Genomic DNA, 23,137 nt, shown 5'->3' with positions numbered 1-23,137 from the left:
ACTTTTGAAAGCCACTATTTATACCATTATTGCGTTAATCGCCTTTGCCGCAAACTCCTTGTTTTGCCGAATGGCATTGGCAGAAGGCTATATCGACGCTTGGAGCTTTACCATTATCAGGCTAGTGAGTGCGACGGCTTGTCTAGGCATTATCATGGCTATACATGCTTACAGACTGCGACGCCAAACGTCTAATCATGACGAACCTACTGTCCACGCTATATTAAATGATAAAGGCAGTTGGTTAAGTAGTCTCAGCTTGGTGATTTACGCACTATGCTTTTCGATTGCGTATGTAGAGTTGGATACTGGCACTGGGGCATTGATTTTGTTTTCAGCGGTTCAGCTGACGATGATTGGCTGGGGTATCTACAAAAAGGAGCAATTAAGCGCGCTACAATGGTTGGCGTTTGTCGTTGCAGTAGCAGGATTCGTGTATTTGATGCTGCCATCAGCTGCCATACCATCACCATTGGCGGCAGCGTTAATGGCTATGAGCGGCGTAGCATGGGGAGTATATAGTATACGAGGCAAATCATGTATCTCACCGCTACGAGCGACAGGGTTTAATTTTGTGCGTAGCTTAGTCGCTGTGCCTATACTATTACTGGTAGGTATGACCTATCTAGATGACTTAGGTTTGAAAAATATCAATTTGGAAGGTATTGCGACTGAAGGTGTACTACTCGCCTGTGCATCAGGAGCGATCGCCTCAGGGTTGGGCTATAGTATCTGGTATACAGCAATGCCACTATTGAAAAACACACAAGCCGCTATCGTTCAGCTATGTGTCCCTGTGATTGCTGCGTTGCTAGGTGTGATATTTTTGTCTGAACAGCTGACTGTTCCATTTATAGTTGCAAGCACAGTCATTTTGGGCGCGGTCTTGGTATTTACTTTAAATAAAAAAGTACCAGTATAAATTAAGTCTATTAGTGATTTATCATTAATAATCTGCTCAGAAAAGGTTCCAGCTAATTACGTTACCGGACAACATAAAACGCCCCGACTCTTATAAATCGGGGCGTTTTATATTCGAGTTATTATTTTAATATTGTTAGTCTATGATCAAAAGTCGTTGAACAATAGCCTTTAAGCAACAGTCTGTACACAACAGCCTTTAAACAACGGTCACTTCTAGACGAGTATCGACATTGCCGCGAGTAGCATTAGAATACGGGCACACCTGATGCGTGGCTTCTATCAGCTGCTGCGCCTGCGCTTCATCAATACCTGATACTTCTACAGACAACTCTATCTCTAAGTTGTAGCTACCGTCAGCTTTCATACCGATACCCACTTGCGCAGAGGTTTTTGAAGCGGTAACAGGCAATTTCATGTGCTGTGCAGTCATGCTCAAAGCGCTATCAAAACAAGCCGCGTAACCCATTGCAAAAAGCTGTTCTGGATTCACGCCTTCTTTATCTTGTTCTTGAAAAGATACCAAGTCAAATCCCAACGAACCATCGTCTAATCCAGTATGGCCAGAACGTCCACCAGTAGCGGTTGCGCGCGTTTTATAAAATATTTTCATGAGTAATTATTCCTTGTTTCATATTGTTAGAGGTCGTACTTACGCTGTTGCGATGAGATTATTATAGAATCCTCAACATTTATACGTTAGAACAAACCTCTATAACTCTTGCCTAATCCTACAAATATTTATACTATCAGGCAATCTTATAAAATAAGCACTCGTGATGAATCAAACGACTATTGACCAACTTTTAGCAGTACTGCCTAGAAATAGAACCATCGAATCCGCTGTTTCAGGTTTATTCTTTTACTGCGCGGATAAACCAAGCAAAGCCGTAAGCTATATTCAAGAGCCAAGTATTTGTATTGTACTGCAAGGTGAACGAGAGATTTACTTGGGTGCTGACTGTCAAAGGTTTGACAATAGTAACTTGATGTTCTGTCCCGTTAATATACCGCTAAGTATGCATATCAAGCACGCTTCGATAAAAAACCCTGTCATTGTTTTATCAATGAAATTAGATTTAGCTATGATTAGAGATGTCTTAGCGCAGATACCGACCACACACCCAATGGCAGGCAGCCATTTAGGAATAAAGTGGCACTTAGATGACACCATAATGGACGCGTTTGAGCGATTGATACGCTTGCTTGATTATCCAAACGATATTGATTTTCTGTCTTCTTTAATTCAACAAGAAATATACTATCGCCTACTCTTGGCTGAGCAAGGCAACAAACTTAAGCAATTGGTCGTTAGCGGTAGCCATACACACCGCATTTCCCAAGCGACTGACTGGATAAAGGCACATCTAGATGAACCTATTATGATTGAAAGCTTAGCTAGTAGATGCGGCATGAGTGTTTCAGGGTTTCATCAGCATTTTAAAGAAATAACCCAGCTGAGTCCGCTACAGTATCAAAAAAGCTTACGTTTAATGGAAGCTAGGCGATTAATTAAGATGCAGGGAGCGCAAATATCACAAATAGCGATGCAAGTAGGCTACGAAAGCCCTAGTCAGTTTAGCCGAGAATATAAGCGGTTTTTTGGTGTGAGCCCGAGTAATGAGTTGTAGTTATAACTATATCGTTTAATAGAATGAAAAATTTTGCTTAGGCTATTTTCTACTATACCTATGAAACTCTTCCCCAAAAAACAACATTTTTAAGTTGGATAACTTGTGAAGTATTTCAAATAAATAGAAAAATTGGTTGACGTGACTATATATTCGTATTATAACATATGATATATATTTAAAATAATGAATATATAGGAGCAGCTTTACTCTGCGTAAGAACGATGTAAAGCGATCAATAGAAAGCTTAGGGAGGAGATAACATGATTCGTTTAAGCTACACTCTCAAATGCTGGGCACTTGGCATCACGTTTTTTACAGTGTTCTACTTTATGGTAGTCATGAGTGACCCTGGCTTTAGTAAGTACATTTATATGTTAGCTTTCAGCACTTTGCTATTCCCTATTGCTAAGCGTGCAGTCGATGTCATGACCGATTTTTTCGCACCAGATATTGAATTGTTCAATGGATTGCTACCATCACTTTTAATCAACATTGTGATTTGGATGCTTACTCCATTTATCGTCGCATTAACTGTGATTGCTTATGTACTTTATAGCATGGGTGTACTGACAGAAAAGATTAGCCATTAAGTACCAATTATCAAATGCCAATCATTAAATACTAGTCATTAGATACCGGTCACTAATTATCAGATATTAAGCCTCAATAGCTCATAGAGAAGATGGTTTGCAAACTATCTTCTCTAACTATGTATATAGCGACTAAAACGATCAATAGATTTAACTTACAACGGCTAGTTTCTGGCTTTTTTGCCAACAAACTGTACTACAGCGCTAAGCCCTTGATGGCGCTTTCCTTCTGATACCATACGCAACTTCTCTACACCAATCACTTCGTTCAGCCCTACAAGCTCATTTTGAAAGTTCTCTAAAGCGCCAAAACGCTCCCTTTGACTGTCTGGTGGTCCACCGACTGCCTCTGTTTCAAGCTGTCGTTCTGTATAAGCTTCGACGATAAATACTCCATCGGGCTTGAGAGCAGTGCCAACTTGTGCATGTACATATTGACGTACCATTTCAGGCACGTGTGCCCAGATAGAAACTATGGCATCCCATTTATCCTGACCAAAGTTGTAATCTGCTAAATCAGATACTTGGGTGGTAATAGCTACGCCTCTATCTTTGGCCAACTTATTCGCTTTGTTTAACCCTACTTCGGACATATCCATCGCAGTTACCTTGAAACCTTGCTCAGCTAAGAATACTGCATTCCTACCCTCGCCCTCTGCTAGACAAAGTACGTGTCCACCTACAGGTATCTGCTCAAATGTCTCTCTCAAAAAATCATTAGGTTCGGTGCCAAATGCGAACTCTGTGCCACTATAGCGTTCATCCCACATTTTAATCGTCCTTTTATTTGAGATTGATATCCAATTTAGTAATTAATATATGGCACCTAGAACACTTAGTTATAAAGCCCGTATCTTAAGATCAATGTGTGCTCTATAACATAACGTACCATACAAACCTAAGATTTAGCCTAACTTACCTTGTCCCACATTTTGCTTAGACGCTTGGGCGACACTGCCATACGAGTTTTCATAGGCTGGGCAAACAGTTGAATACGGTATTCCTCCACCATCCAACGATACTCACTGATGGCTTCTTTGTCCGCACGTCCTGCTAGCCGCTCCATATGCAAGTCAAGCGCGTATACACCATCGAGGTCGGCGTCGAGGTTGTGCTCCAAACGCTCTAGTCGAATCTGTAACGCTTCGAGATAGCGTGGATACTGTTGCCAATGGCTATAGTCCATCCGATAAACAAAATCAGCCAAATGTAAATCTTCTAATTGATCTTCGATATCATCGATAGACTCACCAAATATCTCACGATCTAGCATCAACAACCCTTGGCGAATACGTTGCCAACGAGTGTAGACATTCTTAAGCGTTTTGATCACGCTTTGACCAGTTAATAAGAAGTTATTGACTACCACTTCGAGAGTTTGGGTATACTCTTCAGAGGTAAACGGTAGCTCCTCGCTCAATCCAACTGCGATGTCATCGGCGCTTTCTGGTAAATTCTCAGAGTGATCAAATAAGACATAGTGCTCTTCGAGAGCCGCGTCTAACGCAGCATCTATAACGATCGTTTTGAGTTTATCCATGTCGCCAAGTGGCGCAAATGCCAGTTTAAATATACTATCGATTTGGCTCGTTAGCTGCTTTTTCTTTGCACCAAGTTTGCCTTTGATTAAAGTCAGCACCCCAATACGATGTGCTTGAAGTGCTGCATTGACATCAGTGTATTGATGAATCGATACAGCTTCTCCCGCTTCATCAGCGACAAGCGCTGCAAACTGTTTCATCACCACACCTGCGCTATGATGGTTTTTGCTAAAAGCAAAATACTCAGGGAACTCAGTATGCACGCCTTGCTGTTCATTTACCGCTTGACTGGTCTCAGATGCATGACGAATCTGTAGGGTTTGTAGATCACGGCCTTTTTCGATGATACGGTTTTTCTCATCGACCACGCAGATTTGTGGTTGCAAATAACGATCAATCGTAGATGGATTGAAGTTCTCTGGTGTCACCGACATAATACCGCGACGATGCAATGCCTGACATAGCTGTTTCAGCAATCCTTGTCCACCCTTTGGCTGCAACTCATCAAACAAACTGTCTGCAATATTGGGTATCGGTACGATTTGGCGACGTATCTCTTTTGGCAATGACTTGAGCAGCTGCAATACCAATTCATAGCGCCAACCGGGCACGCCCCACAGTAGCTCAATCGCGTCGAGCTGCGGTAATGCGGCAAGCGGTACACGTATGGTCACACCATCATCATCGCTGGCTGGATCAAAGATATAACGCAGCGGCAGCTTTAGATCGCCCAGCTTCCACACTTCTGGGAAGTCCCCTGTGGTCGGCGCTTGGCTATTAAGTACATCTTCATCAGTAAAGAATAGATGCTTGGCATCATGCTTTTCGACTTCTGCACGCCAATCCTCAAACGCTTTACGACTGGCAACGTGCTCAGGAATTTTCTTATCATAGAACTGATACAGCGTCTCTTCATCTACCAACAAATCGCGGCGACGCAGCTTGTCTTCGATACGCTCAACATGAGCAATCTTATCCATGTTATGTTGCAAAAATGGTGCATTGCGACCAAGGTTACCCGTCACTAGACCATCACGGATAAATATCTCTCGTGACTCGATTAGATTGACTTGCTCATAGTTGGTCAGCTGCTTACTAATAATAATCAGTCCAAACAGACTGATCTGAGCGTAAGCTTTGACTCGTCCTGTTTTCTTGGACCAATGTGGCTCGAAGTAATGATATTTCAGCAAATCACCTGCCGCTGAAATAATCCATTCTGGTTCGATTTTGGCAACGGTACGCATAAAGACTTGTGAAGTCTCCACCATCTCAAATGCCATCACCCAAGGTGGTATTTGTTTAAACACCGTACTGGCTGGGAATATCTTAGCCTTTTGCTGACGCGCAGCCAAATACTCACCGCGACTTTCGGTCTTATGCGCGATGATAGACAACAATCCTGTTAACAATGCTCTATGCAGATTGGCATATTTGACCGCTTTTAGCTCTTCGTCTTCGATCGCTGTTGGATCATTAACAGCCACATTTTTATCAGCAGCTTTTGATTCATTAACATCAGTTAATTTCAGCTCAGTGACCATTTGCACCAATTGACGGTGTGTCTGATGCCATTCTCGTACACGCGGGAAGCTTAAATAGTTTTTCTTAGCAAACTGCTTACGCTGATTGCCAGACAATTTATTGCCGTCTTCATCTTTCTCAAACAGCGCCTTCCACAGACTTAAATAAAATAAGAAGTCAGAGTCGTCTTGACGGAAGACCGCATGCTTTTGATCCGCTTGCGTACGTTTATTGGCAGGACGCTCGCGTGGATCCTGTACAGCAAGCGCGGCCACAACGATTAGCATTTCACGAATACAATCAAAATCAGAACCAGCCACCAGCATACGTGCCAGCCTTGGATCGATTGGCATACGTGCCATTTTCTGACCAGTTGCTGTCAAACGCAGATGATCAAGCCCTTTTCTCGATTTTGGCTTGTTGGTTTTGTCTTGAGCAGCGATGTCTTTCTTGGAAGTAATAGCGCCCAACTCATCTAGCAATTTATGACCATCAGTAACCAATCGGCTATCAGGCGGCTCAATGAATTCAAAGTCATCTACACTACCTAGACGCAGGTTTGCCATCTGCAATATCACAGATGCCAAGTTAGTACGTAAAATCTCAGGCTCAGTAAACTCAGGGCGGCCACTAAAATCTTCTTCACTATAAAGACGAATACAAACACCTGGAGCAACACGGCCACAGCGACCTTTACGCTGATTGGCCGCTGCTTGCGAAATCGCTTCAATCGGTAAACGCTGTACGCGCGAGCGATACGAGTAACGCGAAATCCGCGCAAAACCCAAGTCAATCACATAGCGAATACCCGGCACGGTCAATGCAGTCTCAGCAACGTTGGTCGCGATAACAATACGGCGACCTCGACCCGATGGCTGAAAGATACGCTGCTGCTCTTCATAAGTCTGCCGTGCAAACAAGGGCAGCACTTCTGTATGGCGCGGGCCATGACGCTCAAGCACTTCCTGCGTCTCACGAATCTCCGCTTCAGTCGCAGCAAATATCAAAATATCAGCTTGATCGGCGTGACCCTTACTCTGCGCATCGCTAAAGCACTCTTCGACAGCGGCGACCACAGCACGCGGCAGGTTCTCTTCAAAATCATCGTAGCTGTCATCTTCTGAGCTATTTACTGGCTCATCTGTCAACGGACGATAACGGACTTCTACTGGAAAACTACGCCCTTCGACATTAAAAATAGGCGCAGGAACTTGCCGTTTGAGCTTATTGTCATAACGGCTGAAATACTCACTAAAGCGCTTGGTATCAAGGGTCGCCGAGGTAATAATGACTTTTAAATCTGGGCGCTTGGGCAGCATCTTTTTGAGATAACCCATAATAAAATCGATGTTTAAACTACGCTCATGCGCCTCATCGATAATAATCGTATCGTACTTACTCAAAAACCGATCATGACCCAATTCAGCGAGTAAAATACCGTCCGTCATGAGCTTTACAACAGATTGCGCTGTCCCTTGCTCATTAAAGCGAATCTTAAAACTGACCGTATTACCTAATGGCTCACCCAACTCTTCTGCGATACGGTTTGCCACACTACGAGCAGCCAATCGTCTCGGCTGTGTATGCCCTATCTGCCCTGTAATACCGCGCCCTGCTAGCATTGCAAGCTTAGGCAACTGCGTCGTTTTACCAGAACCCGTCTCACCAGCGACGATAATGACTTGATTATCGATAATCGCTTGTACTAAGTCTTCTGCGCGTTGGCTAACAGGCAGATCTAAATTTAGCTTGGCAGGTAAATCACTTGGAATACTGTCGATACGTGCTTGCACGGCTTCTTGAGAACGTGTCTTTATTTTCTCGTACTGAGCACGTTTTTTAGCGAGTACATTATCTGAATTATTCTTTCGCTCAGAATCCTGATTAGATTTTTTATTTTTAGACACAGCAGCACGTGCCAGCTCTCTCTCAAGACGGCTTAAGTAATAGCTGTCTTTAGCAAGTACTGGTAGATCAGAAGCAATGCTAGTCTGAACAGCAGTGCTATCGTCGCTAAACTTATTATTCGAGTGGCTGTCATCTGGATTTGTTGTCTTATTTGTTTCTTCAACGCTGCTTTCACTAGGCATTTTTGGTTCATTCTCAGAAGTATTGGGCATATTTACTTAGGCTATTTATTATGTAGAAGTGGTTAGATTATGGGGGTAATTGGGGTATGATTCAAGTTAGTCGAGTCCTGATTGCTCTCGTAAGCTATCCATTAGGTTCATTTAATGAGGCGTGTATTGGGTTACTTTTATAAAATTTAGATGAACCTGTTATTAAACCTGTTGTAGCGCCAATTTCTTTAAATTCTTGATGCTTAGATAACCGACGTATTCTTTGTCTTCTCTAGCATTCAGCTCATCTGTATCACTAATAGGCTCAATCGAAAGCTGAACATTGGAGATAAGATCGTTTACGTTATATATGTCATCTATATCTACTGCAAACTTATCATCAATATGAGAAGCTGCATTAAAAGGTGACGTTTCATCTTTAAAAGTAAACTGCTTATAAAAATCACTTTTTTTTGCTTGTTTGATCGCGTCAGCTTGGTGAGGTGCAACGATAAGTAGCTTATAGTGAAACTCTTCAAAACTGTCCTGTTGATAGCCACCTAGATTGATAAAGAATAACCTTAAGTCAGTAGCAGCCTCTACTTGCTCACTTGATTCAATTAACTTGATGGCATAATTACCCACTTTAGTAATTGCTCTATATGAATCAATATGCCATTTATTTTTTACCTCAGGCCAATGTTCATTGATATCTGCTATCAAGCCACTCACTTGACTGGCTGTGCCAAAGAAAATATCGTGTTGCTCAATCAGACGGCCTTTAGGACGACCGCCCAGTTGAACCATATATAGTGTTAGCATTTTACGTAATCTCTATTAAAACAAAACCCATAGTTAATCTAAAGGTGATGCTGTTATTGCTAGGATAGAATGTTTTTAAGTACTGTCATACTGGAACTACTCTACCCGTCTTCAATGCAAATACCCAATCTTCACGTCCGTTTCTTAGAGCCATATTTGCTGCTGCTTCATGGTTATAAGCGACCCTGACATGCTCAGTTTGCCAATGTTTACCTTGTTGAGTCTCAATACACTTGATAAGAGCATAATTAGCATGAGGCGAATAAGTTTGCATCTTATGAATAATAGACAAATCATCTTCGTAAGCTGGATAGCCAACGCTACCACTATTCACAATAGTTTGTCCTGACGACAGTACTACTGTACGCGGGATGTGTGTATGACCACATAAGATAACATCATTATCAATACCATTGAGTAACGCCAATATAGTCGCATCATTACGCACTATTGGTTGACCCGTTTCGATATCCTATAGTAAATATATCATGTCATCGGTCGGCGAACCGTGGCAGAGGTATATATCCTCACTGACATGAAAATCAAATGGCAAAGACCGCATCCATTCAATCGCTTTTTTAGAGAGATCTTTGATAATAAAGCCCATGGTTGGATTATTAGCAATTTCTGCCGTAGTGGCTTCATAAATCTGCCTATCCTGATTGCCTCTAATGGTAATAATATCATCTCGATTTGCCATTAATAGCTCATAGGTAGCACGAGGCGCTATTGGCCCGTATAAAATATCACCAAGATTGACAATCTGATCAACATCTCGATATCTTATATCGGCAAGCACAGCTTCAAGGGCGTAGACATTACTATGAATATCTGAAATCGCAGCGATGGTTGTTATCTGTGTCTTTTCTAAGTTATCCATTTCCTAACTCACTAATCAAAAACTGCTTTACAACGTCAACGGTTGCTAACGGATCTTCTTCGTGCGGTACATGACCTAAGTTATCAAATATCTTAAGCTGACTATTACGTATATCTCTATGGAATAACGCGGCGTTTTTTACAGGAATAAGATCGTCTTTTGCACCCCATAAGATCAAAGTCGGTATGTCCAGCTGCTTTATTTGGGCTTGAACGCTCTCATCATCAGTTTCATTTAGGCGACGACTTAATGCTTGCCGATTACCTTTACGTAGGGTCAATTCATAATATCTGTTAATCAATTTCTCGTCGACTTTACTGTCATCGGCATACACGCTTAAAACGCTTTTTTCGACGACACTTCTGGGTAGGATACGATTTAAAATTGGTGACAGCATTGGATATTTAGCAAGCTTAAAACCAATAGGAATATGTTTTGGCGTTGCTGGATAACCAACTGAGTCTACCAATATTAACCGATCGACACGCTCAGGATACAAAGCGGCGGTGCGCCACGCTACCTTGCCTCCTAATGAATTACCGGCTAGCGTGACACGATCCAGCTTCAAATGATTGAGTACTTCAATGACAAATGCCGCATAATTTTCGCTACTATATTGTGTGCTTTCGTCCACGTAAGGACCGGTCAAACCGAACCCTGGCAAATCCATGCTCACGACACAGTATTGATCAGACAGCGCTTTGGTCCAGCCCTCCCATGTATGCAAACTTGCCGATGTACCATGCAATAAAACGATTGTTTCAGGTTGTTTTTTTTCGTCTGCATCGCCACGGTGTATATAACAATTAGCTGACTGCGCTACATGCGCCTGCATACCTTGTATGTCTATAAATTCGCTGTTGGGTAGTTGCCATTGTTTTAGCTCAGCGACGGTACGATCAGGTGCCCAGTATTTTGCTATAAATATCATTAACACAGCAATTGCGCCTATTACTATGAGACTAATTGCTTTTGATAAGTACTGTGTCATGTGATCAAATCCATTTAATAAGATGACGTTAATGATAAACATTCTATACCGTTAGCTCATATGATAAGCCATAAAAAACCCCAACGTTCAATTTGTCTTGAACATCGGGGTTTCATTTATACTAAGCAGATATGACTAGGATTGTAATGACTACTTGATTATATCAAGAAAAAATACGCCCATAGCCCGATAACGATAGTAGCAATGATATTTAATATGATACCTGTACGAATCATTTCTGTCTGTTTGATCAAACCTGTACCGAACACAATAGCATTTGGCGGTGTGGCAACTGGCAACATAAAGGCACACGATGCACCAATACCGATGACCAATACGAGCACTTCATGTGGCAAACCCATCTGCTCTGCAATAGCGGCAAATACAGGTACTAGCAATGCTGCCGAGGCAGTATTGGAAGCAAATTCTGTCAAGAAAATAATAAATGCTGAGACTGCCATCATCACAACAATAAGTGGTGCCGAAGACAACGCAGTTGCTACGGTTTCCCCTAGTACCAAAGACGCCCCAGATACTTTCAAAATTGTCGATAGCGCAATACCACCACCAAACAACATGAGCACACCCCAATCCGTATTATCTGATACTTGCTTCCAAGATACCAACCCTAAGCTCACTACTGCTGCAGCTGCTGATAGTGCAACGATGGCATCAGTATCCGTGATGTCTAAAGCTGCTCCGATCTTTTTGGAGAATATCCAGCTCAATGCCGTAACGATAAAGACGATGATAGTGACGATACGTGGCTTGTTCCAAGCAATCGGCGCGTCATCAACGAGGACAATAGTACGATTTAGGTTCGGCTTTAGGAACACATACATCGCACCCAACAATAATGGTAACAGTACCAACATCATCGGAATACCAAACTTCATCCAGTCTACAAAGGCAATATCGAGCGCCTTTGCTGCAATAGCATTGGGCGGCGAACCAACAATCGTACCTAGACCACCAAGGCTGGCTGAATAAGCAATACCTAACAGTACAAAGACAAACGTACCGCGATCTTTTTCACGATCAACTTGCGTCAAGATACCGAGTGCCAATGGGAGCATCATCGCAGCTGTAGCAGTATTCGATATCCACATCGATAAAAATGCCGTCACACCAAATATCAAAAATACAGCTGTACTCAGTTTGCCACCAGACATCGATAGAATCTTTAGTGCTATTTTTTTGTCTAGCTGCTGCACATGCAATGCTGCTGCCAAGGCAAAACCACCAAAGAACAGATAAATAGTAGGATTGGCAAAGCTTTGCAGACCGATTTCAGCATCGAAGTCTGGTATGCCAACTAAGGCACCGATTACTACGACAAGTAGCGCTGTTATGGTGACGTGCACAGCTTCTGTAAGCCAAAGTACCCCAATAAAAAACAGGACTGCGAGACCTTTATTAGCATTGATATCGAACGGCAACACATTGTAAATAATCAACGCAATAATCGCGGCAATCGCGACAACGATCAGCCCTTTTCCTGTACCTTTTGGGAAGGTATCAGTAAATAAATATTCATTGCCATCATTAGGAAGATGACTATCTAGCTTTTGCTCTGACATAGAATGTCCTTATTGAATCAAAGACGGTGTAAGAAACCTAAAAATAAAACATAAATTGTTGGTTAATGTATTTTGATAATACACATGACCACTGAGGTAAATCTAATTATCTGCAGACATTACTTGAGATATATACGTCGAAACTCGCTTTTTTACAACTTATGCTAGAAATCCGTAAACTTAGTCGTTAATCATGTGATCAGCTTCATTATTAGTTGCATGGTTGATTGCAGCATTAGTTACACATAGTCACTAAACAAGTGTACTCTGTATATGTACAAGACTATGGTCACACTGCATACTAGATAAGTTAAATAAAAGCCAAGCGCTACTAAATACGAGCGTCAACAAATAAAGATTTAATTAAAACATCTCTATTAAGAAGTAAATAAAAATACTGGAGTACTTTATGACAGACTCAAATAAAACGGACTCAACGACCAAAATGGCACCAAAAGACATCAATCAAGATGGCCTAGCCAAAGAAGATCAACAACGTACTGACGACTCTATGCTCGATATGATGCAAGGGATGCATGAGCACGAAGATCATAAAGAATAAGACCAAAGCATGTTTTAACAGCTCGCTATTCTATACCTAAATAAACATGCAAAAACCAATACGGTTAATAATAGGCACGATAGGCGTTTATCACTATGATAAGCGCCTATCTTTTTTTGGTTCTCTCACCTCTGGCAGATGATCTGAGACATAGTTGTATACAAATGCTGCTGTCGACACAATGGCGATGGGAACGAACAAAGCATCATAGCTGACTTTTGCAAACAAGAAAGCGCCTATTGCGCTACCGCCGCAGAAGCAATACCAAATAATGGCTTGGAACCCCAAGGTTGGCTTACTAATAGAACGACCAGCAAGCCAATTACCGATTGCTGCACCCATGTCTGATGTTAGCCCTGTTAAGTGAGTGGTACGAATGACCGCCCCACTATAAGTTGCGACCATCGCATTTTGCAGTCCACATGCCATTGCTGCTGCTAATTGCCCCAAGTAATCATGCTGCTGATATAACCAATAACTCACCAACAGTAGTGCTGCTTCTAGATATAGCGCTCGCCCATAACGACGACCAAGTTTCAATGATGTCTGTCCAATGACAAAACCGCTTAGTATAGCCCCTGCCAAAAAGGACAGCAACAAGGTACCAATATATAAAATACTACGCGCGTCTGAATGAGCGATAGCCGCTGCAAACAAGCTTACATTGCCCGTTACGTGCGACACTGATAAATTGGCAAACCCCATTAACGCCGTCGTATTCACGCAACCAGCACTAAATGCCAATACTGCCCCGCCCCATAGTATCCACTTTGGTAACTTGGTTATCATATCCCTCGTCCAAAGGCACGTAGCTAAAAAGACGCATTGCTAAAAAAGTACGTAGCCAAAAAGACTCATAGTATAACTAGAAAAGACAGCCAACTGGCTGTCTTTTCTATTATCAAACGAATCATCTATAACAATTACTGTGCTGGTTCATCAAGCATCATCAACTGCTCGCTGATAGCTACTGTATTGAAGCCTGCATCAACGAACATAATCTCACCTGTGATACCAGATGCCCAAGGCGACAATAGGAACAATGCGGCGTTGCCTACTTCTGTCTGTGTGATGTTGCGCTGTAGTGGCGCAATTTTTTCGCTGATATCAAGCATTTTACGGAAAGACTTAATACCACTAGCCGCTAGCGTGCGGATAGGACCTGCAGATATCGCATTAACACGGATACCTTCACCGCCCATAGACGTTGCTAAATAACGAACGCTCGCTTCTAAACTGGCTTTTGCCATACCCATAACATTGTAGTTTGGCAATACTGAAATGCTACCTTCATAGGTCAATGTCAACATAGAACCATGGCGCATCGCTAGTAACTCACGAGCCGCTTTAGCCAATGCAACGAAGCTATAGCTAGATATATCATGCGCGATATGACTGCCTTCACGAGTCGTGGCATTGACAAAATCGCCATCCAACTGATCCATCGGTGCAAAACCAATGGCATGTACCACACCATTAATACCGTCGCCCCAGTGAGCAGTCACTTGCTCAAAGCATGCAGCAATTGACTCATCAGAAGCTACGTCACATTCTAGAACCAAATCTGCTTCAAATTTTTCAGCGGCCATATCGACGCGTTTTTTGATTTTGTCATTCGGGTAAGTCAGAATTAGTGAAGCCCCTTCGCGGTGCAGCGCTTCTGCGATAGCCCAAGCGATAGAGAGTTTACTTGCGATGCCAGTTACGACAAATCGTTGTCCTTGCAGTAGCATAAGATTTCCTTTTGAATCAATCGAGATGATTTAGAATAAGAATTTATTTAGAGTAATTAGAAGATAGAGACTACTAAATAGTACAAATGAAAAGATGAGTTATTATACACGAAATAATTTAAGTAAACAGTCGTAAACTGTATTTGGTTCTTGTTATTGGATTGACTGATACAAACAACTAATAACGTCAAAATGACTAATAGCAGTTTATCACTTGAAGTAGTATCGACAGTGGGGGTTTTTCGTGAGTTGCTAGATTGCATTTTAGCATCAACGCTTCAAGATAAAATACTTAGAATATAGTAGTTTGCTTATTTTATGAGAAAAATTGTACTTCGAATATTAACACTACAACCGTTTCGATTAAGTACCAAACACTCCTTTATTGATTAAAGACTCAACTGCTAGCCACAGCAGTATGAAGTTCAGCAGATTTCGAGTATAATCACAGCCCTTCCCAGCTTGCACAATTTTTATAAGAATCCTCACATGATAGGATTCAACGTTAAGCTACACCCACATTTTGGATGGCTGCCAAACTTATGAGTAACACCCCCATCATAACCCCAGATTATAAAGAAAGTACCGAATCTTATCGCCAACTGATTGCTTCAACTGGCGAAGACTTAGATCGTCCGGGTTTGCTAGATACGCCTGTACGTGCTGCAAAGGCCTTTGCCCATCTGACCCAAGGCTATCATCAAAGTATAGATGAAGTGGTCAATGATGCTGTGTTTCCATCAGCCAATCGCGAGCTGGTACTGGTACAGAACATTGAGTTTTATTCACTGTGTGAGCATCATATGCTACCGTTCCATGGTGTCGCTCATATCGGCTACTTACCTGACGGCCAAGTACTAGGACTGTCAAAATTTGCTCGTATCGTTGATATGTTTGCTCGTCGTTTGCAAATACAAGAAAACCTAAGTGAGCAGATTGCACAGACCATCATGGATGTTACTGGCTGCCGCGGCGTAGCAGTCGTTATGGACGCATCACATATGTGTATGATGATGCGCGGTGTTAGCAAACAGCATTCAACCACGCGTAGCACCGCGATGCTCGGCGAATATCAACACAATAATCAAGCCCGTAATGAATTTTTGGGTGCGGTACCTAAGCGTCAACCAGCGTTTTAATTGACTGTTAATTGCTTAGGCTGTTGTGAATAACAACCAAATAAAAAGGACGCATATGATGCGTCCTTTTTATTTGGCTGAGCGATAGAAAAATAGTACTAACCAACTGGTTTTACGTCATCTACCCAATCGCCATAACCAGCAGCTTCCATCTGCGCCAGTGGAATAAAGCGGAGCGCTGCTGAATTCATGCAATAGCGCTTGCCTGTCGGTGCTGGACCGTCATCAAATACATGTCCCACATGTGAGTCCGCGTAACGGCTACGAATTTCAGTACGAGTTCCAAATATTCCTCGATCTGGCTTTTCAACCACTAAGCTCGTATCCAATGGGCGAGTAAAGCTCGGCCAGCCCGTACCAGACTTATATTTATCACGCGAAGAATACAGTGGCTCACCAGATATCACATCGACATATAATCCAGGTTCTTTATTATCCCAGTACTCATTATCAAAGGCACGCTCGGTCCCTTCTTTTTGTGTGACTTTATACTGAATATCACTAAGTGACTTCTTTAGCGCATCTTGTGAAGGTTTTACGAATGTATCTGGGTTAAAACCTTTGCCTACCTTACTATTCGATGTGTTATTTGACGTCACTTGCTGTGTGCTGTCTGCTTCGGGCGTAAACTTACTAAAATCAAGCTCATAGTTTTTACCAAAGACACTCTCGATAAATTGATAGCGACCAGAATTGAAGGTATAGGCTTTATAGCGTATCGGGTTCTTTTTGTAGTAATCTTGATGATACTCTTCAGCAGGATAAAAAGTGCTAGCAGGTACAATCTCGATCACTACTGGCTTGTCATATACACCAGAGGCTTGCAGTGACTGCTTGGCCGCTTCTGCGATTTGCTTTTCTTGCGCGTTGTTATAGAAAATCGCTGGGCGGTACTGCGTGCCGCGATCAACATACTGCCCTTTATCATCAGTAGGATCAGCGATTCTCCATAGCGCCTGTACTATGCCATTGTAAGTAATCTTCTTAGGATCATAATACACCTGCGCAGCCTCGGTATGCCCAGTACCACCTGCTGACACCTGCTTGTAGGTTGGGTTTTCAGCGGTGCCACCCGTATAGCCAGATACGACTTCTACCACGCCAGGGATTTTTTCATAACCTGCTTCAACACACCAAAAACACCCACCCGCTACTGTGGCTACTGCCAATCCTGGCGTAGTCGGTGCATATGGGTTAGCGGCAGTTGTGTTTTTTACAGTAGCGCTGTTTTCAGTTGATGCACAGCCTGCGTAAATCGCACTACTCGCTATGATAACTAACCCTATGATTCTAGATGGTAATATGCGATTCATGAAAATCTCCTAAGCGTAATGTCCTTCAAATATCCTAACGCTTTTGTATCACTGAAACATTCCTATACTGTTATATATTTACAGTTTATTAAGATATTTTTTATCAACTGGGTTTAGGGCGTGTCCTCAATTCAATCGATAGTCATCTAAATGGGTTAAAAATGGCTAAATCTTGCCAAACGGTGTCAAATAGCTGACTAATATCTCGATATTACCTGCGCTATTTTCCTTGTTTGACTGCAATTTATCTCATTTTTATCACCATTTTTAAAATGAGGACACGCCCTAATCACAAGATAAATTAAACGATTATTTGATAATAATTATATGTCTTAGTATAAATTATACTATAGAAATAAAACGGAAACTTTATTATCTCAATGCATTAAAAAAGCCTATCCTTCAAAGAGTAATAGACTTTTTTATTTTAATATCACTAGCTCTATAAAAAACTATGACGCTGTTTCATTATTACTATCAGCACGTTCGTCACTAGCCTGCTTAATCTTCGTTAGAATTTCTTTGATCTCAGCGGCTGATAGATAGGTTGGCACGGCATAAGTATCACTGACTTCTTTTGCAGCTGCCTTTGCGATATCATTAAAATCGCTGGTTTGCATACCATTGACAGTCGGATCAATGTTTAGATCTGCAATCAAGTCTCTAACTTGCGCAATCAGGTTATCTGCTATCTCACTATCGCCATTAGCTGCTTGACCATTCTGTACCATACCGGTTCTTTTCGACAGTGCAGCCAGTCTTTTTTTGCTCGCTTTGCGATTGACGTCAAGTACATAAGGCAACACGATGGCATTGGCACGACCATGAGGAATACTATAGTAAGCGCCTAACTGATGCGCGATAGCATGCACATAGCCTAGACCTGCTTTGTTAAAGGCAATCCCGCCGTAATGAGCGGCGATACCCATCTCTTCTCTTGCTTTTAAATTGCCACCGTCTTTATAAGCTAGTGGTAGATAATGCATAACAGATTTTACGGCAGAGGCTGCATAGTAATCTGTCTCTACGCTAGCATTGGCACTCATCCATGCTTCTAAGGCATGGGTCAATACATCAATGCCAGTATCTGCTGTTATATGGGCTGGCATGCCTTTCATGATAACTGGATCAATCGCTGCGGCTAGCGGTACCATTCTTGGGTCGATAGACAATGCTTTTTGATGCGTTTTATCATCCGATACTACTGCGCCAAGTGTCGCTTCTGAACCCGTGCCAGCTGTCGTTGGTACGCAGTATAACGGAGTCGCGGGCTTTCTTGCTTTAAGAATACCGATTAGCTGCTTTGGCTTGCACTTGTTACCTTGAGACATGGCAATCATTTTGGCCGCATCGATCACTGAGCCGCCGCCAATGGCTACGATAGAGTCACAATTGGCTTTTATAGACTGACGTAGCCCCTCTTCAACTACCTTAAAAGTAGGATCTGGCGTAATGCCGTCATAGATGTGATAACTGATATTTTTCGCATCTAGATAATCAGTGACTTTTGCAGGTATACCCAGTTCGTTGAGCACTGTATCCGTGACAATAAACACATTGGTATTGCCTTCATTGATAAGCATATCGCATAGCTCATCACAGGCAGTCTCACCAATGAATAACATCGGTCTTCTGATAGGTATCACATAAGACACTGCTTTTAATACCTTCGCCCGAGTCTTAGCAACAGCCAAATAACCAGCATGCTGCAAGCTGTTGTTCTTTACCAATTTAGTAATACTGTTTTGTGTTTTCATGGGCACAAAAATCCTTTTTAATGATGGTTTTAACTGCAATAAAGACCGTTAAAGACCGTTAAAGACCGTTAAAGACCGTTTTTGCCAGCCAGTTAAATATTACTAATTTACGAGCGCCAGAATGTATAAAGATACGTATCACAGCATTATAAAATGGGCAGCTCTCTAAAATTATTGTACCACTGCTCTTTTCAATATGTCGCTATTATTATGAACTGCTCGCCTTTAACAATTGCTGAGTATAAATATGTTGTGGGTGATTAAAGAGATCTTCGGTACGTCCAGATTCCACACACACCCCTTGTTTCAACACCATAACATGCTGACACAGTGCACGTACTACCTTGAGATCATGACTGATAAAGACATAGCTAATTTTTAACCTTTCTTGTATTTCTCGCAGTAAGCTGACAACCGTAACCTGTGTGGTACTATCGAGCGCAGAAGTAGGCTCATCTAATACAAGTAGACTGGGTTTCATAATAAGTGCGCGCGCCAGTGCCACGCGTTGACGCTGGCCACCTGACAGCTCGTGTGGATAGCGCTGCGCAAATGCTAAAGGCAAATGTACCGTAGCAAGACTATCTAGCACCGCTTGCTGACGGGCGACTTTATCCACGCCTTGTACTAACAATCCTTCTTCCACGATTTGCATGACCGTCATACGTGGATTAATACTGGCAAATGGATCTTGAAATACCATCTGTATCTGCGAGCGGAAGTTACGTAGCGCTTTTTTGGACAATGCTGAGATATCTTGATCATTGACCACTATCTGCCCATTCACACGTGCTTGGTTGCTCAGTAGTTGGCTAAGCGCCAACGCAATGGTGGTTTTACCTGAGCCAGACTCACCGACGATACCCAATGCCTGACCTTTTTGTAGTGTCATATCGACATCTTTAACCGCGTCAAACCAGCGCTTGGTACCACCAAACAGACCTTTTTCAATTGGGAACTGTACGTTAAGGCGTTTCACTTCTAATACGCTTGATTGTTTATCTGCGTTATCGTCTTTTATGGTTAATGCTTGCCCAAAGTCTTGCTTGATAAGTGTGCGGGTATAATCGGCCTTAGGCTGATCAAATACCGCTGACGTTTGACCCTGTTCAATCGTTTGACCTTGGCGCATAACGATAACCTCATCACTATAGCGCCTGACCAGATTGAGATCGTGACTGATTAATATCATCGCCATATTGTGCTTGCGTTTGAGCTCATCTAGTAGCGTCAAAATCTCATGCTGCAAGGTAACATCGAGCGCAGTCGTTGGCTCATCAGCAATTAAAATATCAGGCTGCTGAGCCAATGCCATGGCAATCATCACTCGCTGACGCTGACCACCTGATAACTCATGTGGATAACGGTTCAATTTGTCAGCAGGATCTGTAATATTGACATCATTTAGCAAAGCAATGCTGGTGTCTCGCCATTGCTTTTTAGGTATTCCGCTTAGACGCAACGATTCAGCAATTTGTTTGGCGACCGTATGCAACGGATTTAATGCGGTCATTGGCTCTTGAAACACCATACCGATACGCTGTCCACGAATAGACTGCAATGCAGCATTACGCGCCTTATCATTCGCTATGGGCAAGGTCGACATGCCTGTTGTACTTGCCAACTGAACTTCACCAGTAATTGTCAAACTGTCTGGTAACAGACCTAGTAACGCAAGACTGGCGATTGATTTGCCAGAGCCTGACTCACCTACAATAGCCAAGGTTTGCCCTTGTCTTAGCTCATAAGACAGCGCATCGACTAGCTGGACTCCTGTAGTCGTCGTGATAGTTAATCTATCTACAGTTAGCATAAGCTTATCTTGTGCATGATGAAGACTTTCATCTGACGCGTTGTGGTGCTTGGTGGCGACAATATTTTTAGTCATATTAAGAACGCCTCGGATCAAATGCATCACGCAGCGCTTCGCCAACGAAGATGAGTAATGATAAAATAAAGGTCAAACTAAAGAATCCTGACAAAGCAAGCCACGGTGCATCAAGATTATTTTTCCCTTGTACCATTAGCTCACCAAGAGACGGCGAGCCAGGCGGCAATCCATATCCCAAGAAATCCAGCGCAGTCAAAGCGATAATATTGGCCGTTAGAATAAATGGTAGTTGCGATAAGCTAGAAGCTAACGCATTGGGTAAAATATGTCTGAGCATGATTTGGCTGTCCGAAACACCTAAATTGCGTGCAGCTCGCACATAGTCAAAGTTGCGGGCTCGCAAAAACTCTGCCCGTACCAAACCGACTAGACCCATCCAGCCAAACAGTAGCATCATGGCGAACAACATAATAATACTAGGACTAAACAGACTAACCAAAATAATAATCATAAATAGCTGAGGCATACCGCCCCATACTTCCATAAATCGCTGCCCTGCCAGATCTACCCAGCCGCCATAATAGCCTTGTACCGCACCAACGATAATCCCAATCAGTGCGCCCGCAAGCGTCAAGGCCAAACCAAACAGTAACGACACTCGCATACCATAAAGTATCCGTGCCAGCACATCACGCCCCATATCATCAGTGCCAAGCCAGTTCTGAGCATTGGGTGCTGCTGGATAAGGCAGACCAAGCTCGACATTGGGCGTCTGATCGGCAAACGGAATAGGCGGCATTATATAAAACCCTTGCTTATCAATCAGCAACTGCACTGCAGGGTCTTTATAATTGGTTTCGGTCTCAAATACACCGCCAAACGTTGTTTCAGGATAAGCTTTTAATACCGGAAAGTAATAATTGCCTTGATACTGCACTAACAATGGTTTGTCATTGGCAATGACATTAGCTGCCATACAAATAACAAATATCACTGCGAAAACAAACAGTGATATCACCCCAAGTCTATTTTGACGAAAGCGATTTAAACGCGCTTGCCATATAGGGTTTAAGCGTTGCTTTTTTGTGGTAGATAGCTGCTCAGGCATTGGCGCTTTATCTGGTTCGCTATTAATAGTACTGCTCTTTGATGAAGGTTGATTATTTGACATTAGCGGCCCTCAAAATCAATACGAGGATCAATTAAGTGATAGCTCAAATCACTGATTAATTGCAGTAGCAGCCCCACTAAGGTAAAGATAAATAGCGTACCAAATATCACTGGATAATCGCGTTGTTGAATGGCTTCAAAACCTAGCAAACCGAGGCCATCAAGCTTAAAAATAATCTCAATCAAAAAGTTACCCGCAAAAAAGATACCAACGATAGCGGCTGGAATACCTGCGATAATAATCAACATCGCATTGCGAAACACATGGCCATATAGCACCTGACGCTCACCTAAGCCTTTAGCACGAGCGGTCAGTACATACTGCTTGCCAAGCTCCTCTAAAAAGCTGAATTTGGTCAAATAGGTCAAACCTGCAAAACCGCCTACAGTACTTGCCAGCAGCGGTAACGCTAAATGCCAAAAGTAATCTTTTACTTTACCAAGCGCGCTGAGCTGATCAAAATTTTCGGACGTCAGTCCCTGTAATGGAAAGATATTCCAATAGCTGCCACCCGCAAAGAAAACCAGTAAAATCACTGCAAAGACAAATACAGGTATCGCATGTCCGATCGCTAGCAGCATAGCCGTGGCTTTATCAATACCTGAGCCATGATGCATCGCTTTATAGACGCCTAGTGGAATAGCGATCATATAGATGAGCAACGTACTCCACAGCCCAAGAGATATCGAGACTGGTAACTTCTCTACGATAAGATCGGTCACCGACTGCCCTTTAAAAAACGACTCACCAAAATCTAGCTGAGCGTAGTTCTTTAACATAAGCCAAAATCGCTCTGGGGCAGACTTGTCAAAACCATATTGGGCATTGATTGCGGCGACCATCTCCTCAGAGAGACCACGCGTGCCTTGATAAGTACTGTCATTACCACCTGCACTGCCCGCACCAATATTACCACCAAGCGCATTGTCTTTTGCGCCCTGTTCGATAAGTGCCAGCTGCTGCTCAACAGGCCCGCCAGGTGCTGCTTGTACGATTACAAAGTTGGCAAGCAAGATCAAAAATAGTGTCGGCAATATCAGTAGTAGTCTTTTTAAGATATAACGACCCATAATGGCGACTTCCTAAAT

Annotated in this window: 20 protein-coding genes; 5 read left to right on the top strand and 15 right to left on the bottom strand. The window is 42.6% G+C overall.

The annotated features are described in order from the left end of the window. Nucleotides 1-4: 4 nt before the first annotated feature. Nucleotides 5-922, top strand: a complete 918-nt coding sequence (locus ACIGBM_RS08750; protein WP_397477465.1) for a DMT family transporter — start codon at nt 5-7, stop codon at nt 920-922. A 198-nt stretch (nt 923-1,120) separates the two neighbouring features. Here ACIGBM_RS08750 and ACIGBM_RS08745 read toward each other — a convergent pair whose 3' ends face one another. Beyond that, nucleotides 1,121-1,534: an organic hydroperoxide resistance protein gene (locus tag ACIGBM_RS08745; RefSeq protein ID WP_160021698.1), complete on the bottom strand. Its 414-nt coding sequence runs from the start codon at nt 1,532-1,534 to the stop codon at nt 1,121-1,123. 166 nt (nt 1,535-1,700) lie between these two features. On the opposite strand from ACIGBM_RS08745, the gene ACIGBM_RS08740 reads away from it, so the two are divergent. Both ACIGBM_RS08740 and ACIGBM_RS08735 read left to right on the top strand, forming a co-directional pair. After that, on the top strand, nt 1,701-2,552 hold the full coding sequence (locus ACIGBM_RS08740) for an AraC family transcriptional regulator N-terminal domain-containing protein (protein WP_397477464.1): 852 nt from the start codon (nt 1,701-1,703) through the stop codon (nt 2,550-2,552). 263 nt (nt 2,553-2,815) lie between these two features. Continuing rightward, nucleotides 2,816-3,145 carry a hypothetical protein gene (locus ACIGBM_RS08735; RefSeq protein ID WP_102091713.1) on the top strand — a complete coding sequence of 110 codons (330 nt, stop codon included), beginning with the start codon at nt 2,816-2,818 and terminating at the stop codon, nt 3,143-3,145. A gap of 164 nt (nt 3,146-3,309) precedes the next feature. Here ACIGBM_RS08735 and ACIGBM_RS08730 read toward each other — a convergent pair whose 3' ends face one another. The 7 genes from ACIGBM_RS08730 to ACIGBM_RS08700 all read right to left on the bottom strand — a co-directional run bounded on the left by ACIGBM_RS08730 (nt 3,310) and on the right by ACIGBM_RS08700 (nt 12,543). After that, a complete protein-coding gene (locus tag ACIGBM_RS08730) occupies nt 3,310-3,915 on the bottom strand; it encodes an SAM-dependent methyltransferase (protein WP_397477463.1) in 606 nt (201 codons plus the stop codon). A gap of 140 nt (nt 3,916-4,055) precedes the next feature. After that, nucleotides 4,056-8,330 carry an ATP-dependent RNA helicase HrpA gene (hrpA, locus tag ACIGBM_RS08725; RefSeq protein WP_397477462.1) on the bottom strand — a complete coding sequence of 1,425 codons (4,275 nt, stop codon included), beginning with the start codon at nt 8,328-8,330 and terminating at the stop codon, nt 4,056-4,058. 162 nt (nt 8,331-8,492) lie between these two features. Next, the gene (locus tag ACIGBM_RS08720) at nt 8,493-9,092 is read right to left on the bottom strand and encodes a DUF1543 domain-containing protein (RefSeq protein WP_397477461.1); all 600 of its coding nucleotides are present in this window, start codon (nt 9,090-9,092) and stop codon (nt 8,493-8,495) included. A gap of 85 nt (nt 9,093-9,177) precedes the next feature. After that, nucleotides 9,178-9,540 carry a metallophosphoesterase family protein gene (locus tag ACIGBM_RS08715; protein WP_397477460.1) on the bottom strand — a complete coding sequence of 121 codons (363 nt, stop codon included), beginning with the start codon at nt 9,538-9,540 and terminating at the stop codon, nt 9,178-9,180. A 24-nt stretch (nt 9,541-9,564) separates the two neighbouring features. Next, the gene (locus ACIGBM_RS08710) at nt 9,565-9,972 is read right to left on the bottom strand and encodes a metallophosphoesterase family protein (protein WP_397477459.1); all 408 of its coding nucleotides are present in this window, start codon (nt 9,970-9,972) and stop codon (nt 9,565-9,567) included. Next, the gene (locus ACIGBM_RS08705) at nt 9,965-10,903 is read right to left on the bottom strand and encodes an alpha/beta fold hydrolase (RefSeq protein WP_397477565.1); all 939 of its coding nucleotides are present in this window, start codon (nt 10,901-10,903) and stop codon (nt 9,965-9,967) included. The genes ACIGBM_RS08710 and ACIGBM_RS08705 overlap by 8 nt, the downstream gene beginning before the upstream one ends. Nucleotides 10,904-11,121: 218 nt before the next feature. Beyond that, on the bottom strand, nt 11,122-12,543 hold the full coding sequence (locus tag ACIGBM_RS08700; RefSeq protein ID WP_341609267.1) for a DASS family sodium-coupled anion symporter: 1,422 nt from the start codon (nt 12,541-12,543) through the stop codon (nt 11,122-11,124). Between the two features lie 409 nt (nt 12,544-12,952). On the opposite strand from ACIGBM_RS08700, the gene ACIGBM_RS08695 reads away from it, so the two are divergent. After that, complete coding sequence (locus ACIGBM_RS08695) at nt 12,953-13,105, top strand: hypothetical protein (protein ID WP_166739249.1); 153 nt, start codon at nt 12,953-12,955, stop codon at nt 13,103-13,105. Between the two features lie 93 nt (nt 13,106-13,198). On the opposite strand, the gene ACIGBM_RS08690 is transcribed toward ACIGBM_RS08695, so the two are convergent. Next, entirely contained in the window at nt 13,199-13,894 is a 696-nt protein-coding gene (locus ACIGBM_RS08690; RefSeq protein ID WP_397477458.1) for a YoaK family protein, read from the bottom strand. A gap of 134 nt (nt 13,895-14,028) precedes the next feature. Further along, a complete protein-coding gene (locus ACIGBM_RS08685) occupies nt 14,029-14,838 on the bottom strand; it encodes an enoyl-ACP reductase (RefSeq protein WP_191113648.1) in 810 nt (269 codons plus the stop codon). Nucleotides 14,839-15,380: 542 nt separating this feature from the next. Between ACIGBM_RS08685 and folE the strand changes: the two genes are divergently transcribed. Next, nucleotides 15,381-15,977, top strand: a complete 597-nt coding sequence (folE, locus tag ACIGBM_RS08680; protein ID WP_185156591.1) for a GTP cyclohydrolase I FolE — start codon at nt 15,381-15,383, stop codon at nt 15,975-15,977. A 98-nt stretch (nt 15,978-16,075) separates the two neighbouring features. On the opposite strand, the gene msrB is transcribed toward folE, so the two are convergent. The 5 genes from msrB to ACIGBM_RS08655 form a co-directional block, all read right to left on the bottom strand. Beyond that, nucleotides 16,076-17,290: a peptide-methionine (R)-S-oxide reductase MsrB gene (gene msrB, locus ACIGBM_RS08675; protein ID WP_397477457.1), complete on the bottom strand. Its 1,215-nt coding sequence runs from the start codon at nt 17,288-17,290 to the stop codon at nt 16,076-16,078. 452 nt (nt 17,291-17,742) lie between these two features. Then, a complete protein-coding gene (locus ACIGBM_RS08670) occupies nt 17,743-19,047 on the bottom strand; it encodes an iron-containing alcohol dehydrogenase (RefSeq protein WP_397477456.1) in 1,305 nt (434 codons plus the stop codon). Between the two features lie 208 nt (nt 19,048-19,255). Next, nucleotides 19,256-20,935, bottom strand: coding sequence for an ABC transporter ATP-binding protein (locus ACIGBM_RS08665; protein WP_397477455.1), 1,680 nt, complete (start codon nt 20,933-20,935; stop codon nt 19,256-19,258). A 1-nt stretch (nt 20,936) separates the two neighbouring features. Next, entirely contained in the window at nt 20,937-21,986 is a 1,050-nt protein-coding gene (locus tag ACIGBM_RS08660; protein WP_397477564.1) for an ABC transporter permease, read from the bottom strand. Between the two features lie 62 nt (nt 21,987-22,048). Then, on the bottom strand, nt 22,049-23,119 hold the full coding sequence (locus ACIGBM_RS08655; protein ID WP_179798986.1) for a microcin C ABC transporter permease YejB: 1,071 nt from the start codon (nt 23,117-23,119) through the stop codon (nt 22,049-22,051). Nucleotides 23,120-23,137 lie beyond the last annotated feature (18 nt).

The organism is Psychrobacter sp. NPDC077938 (genome assembly GCF_044542635.1).
GTDB lineage: Bacteria > Pseudomonadota > Gammaproteobacteria > Pseudomonadales > Moraxellaceae > Psychrobacter.
The sequence above is the reverse complement of the archived record's forward strand: the minus strand, read 5'-3'. Positions and strand labels throughout refer to the sequence as shown.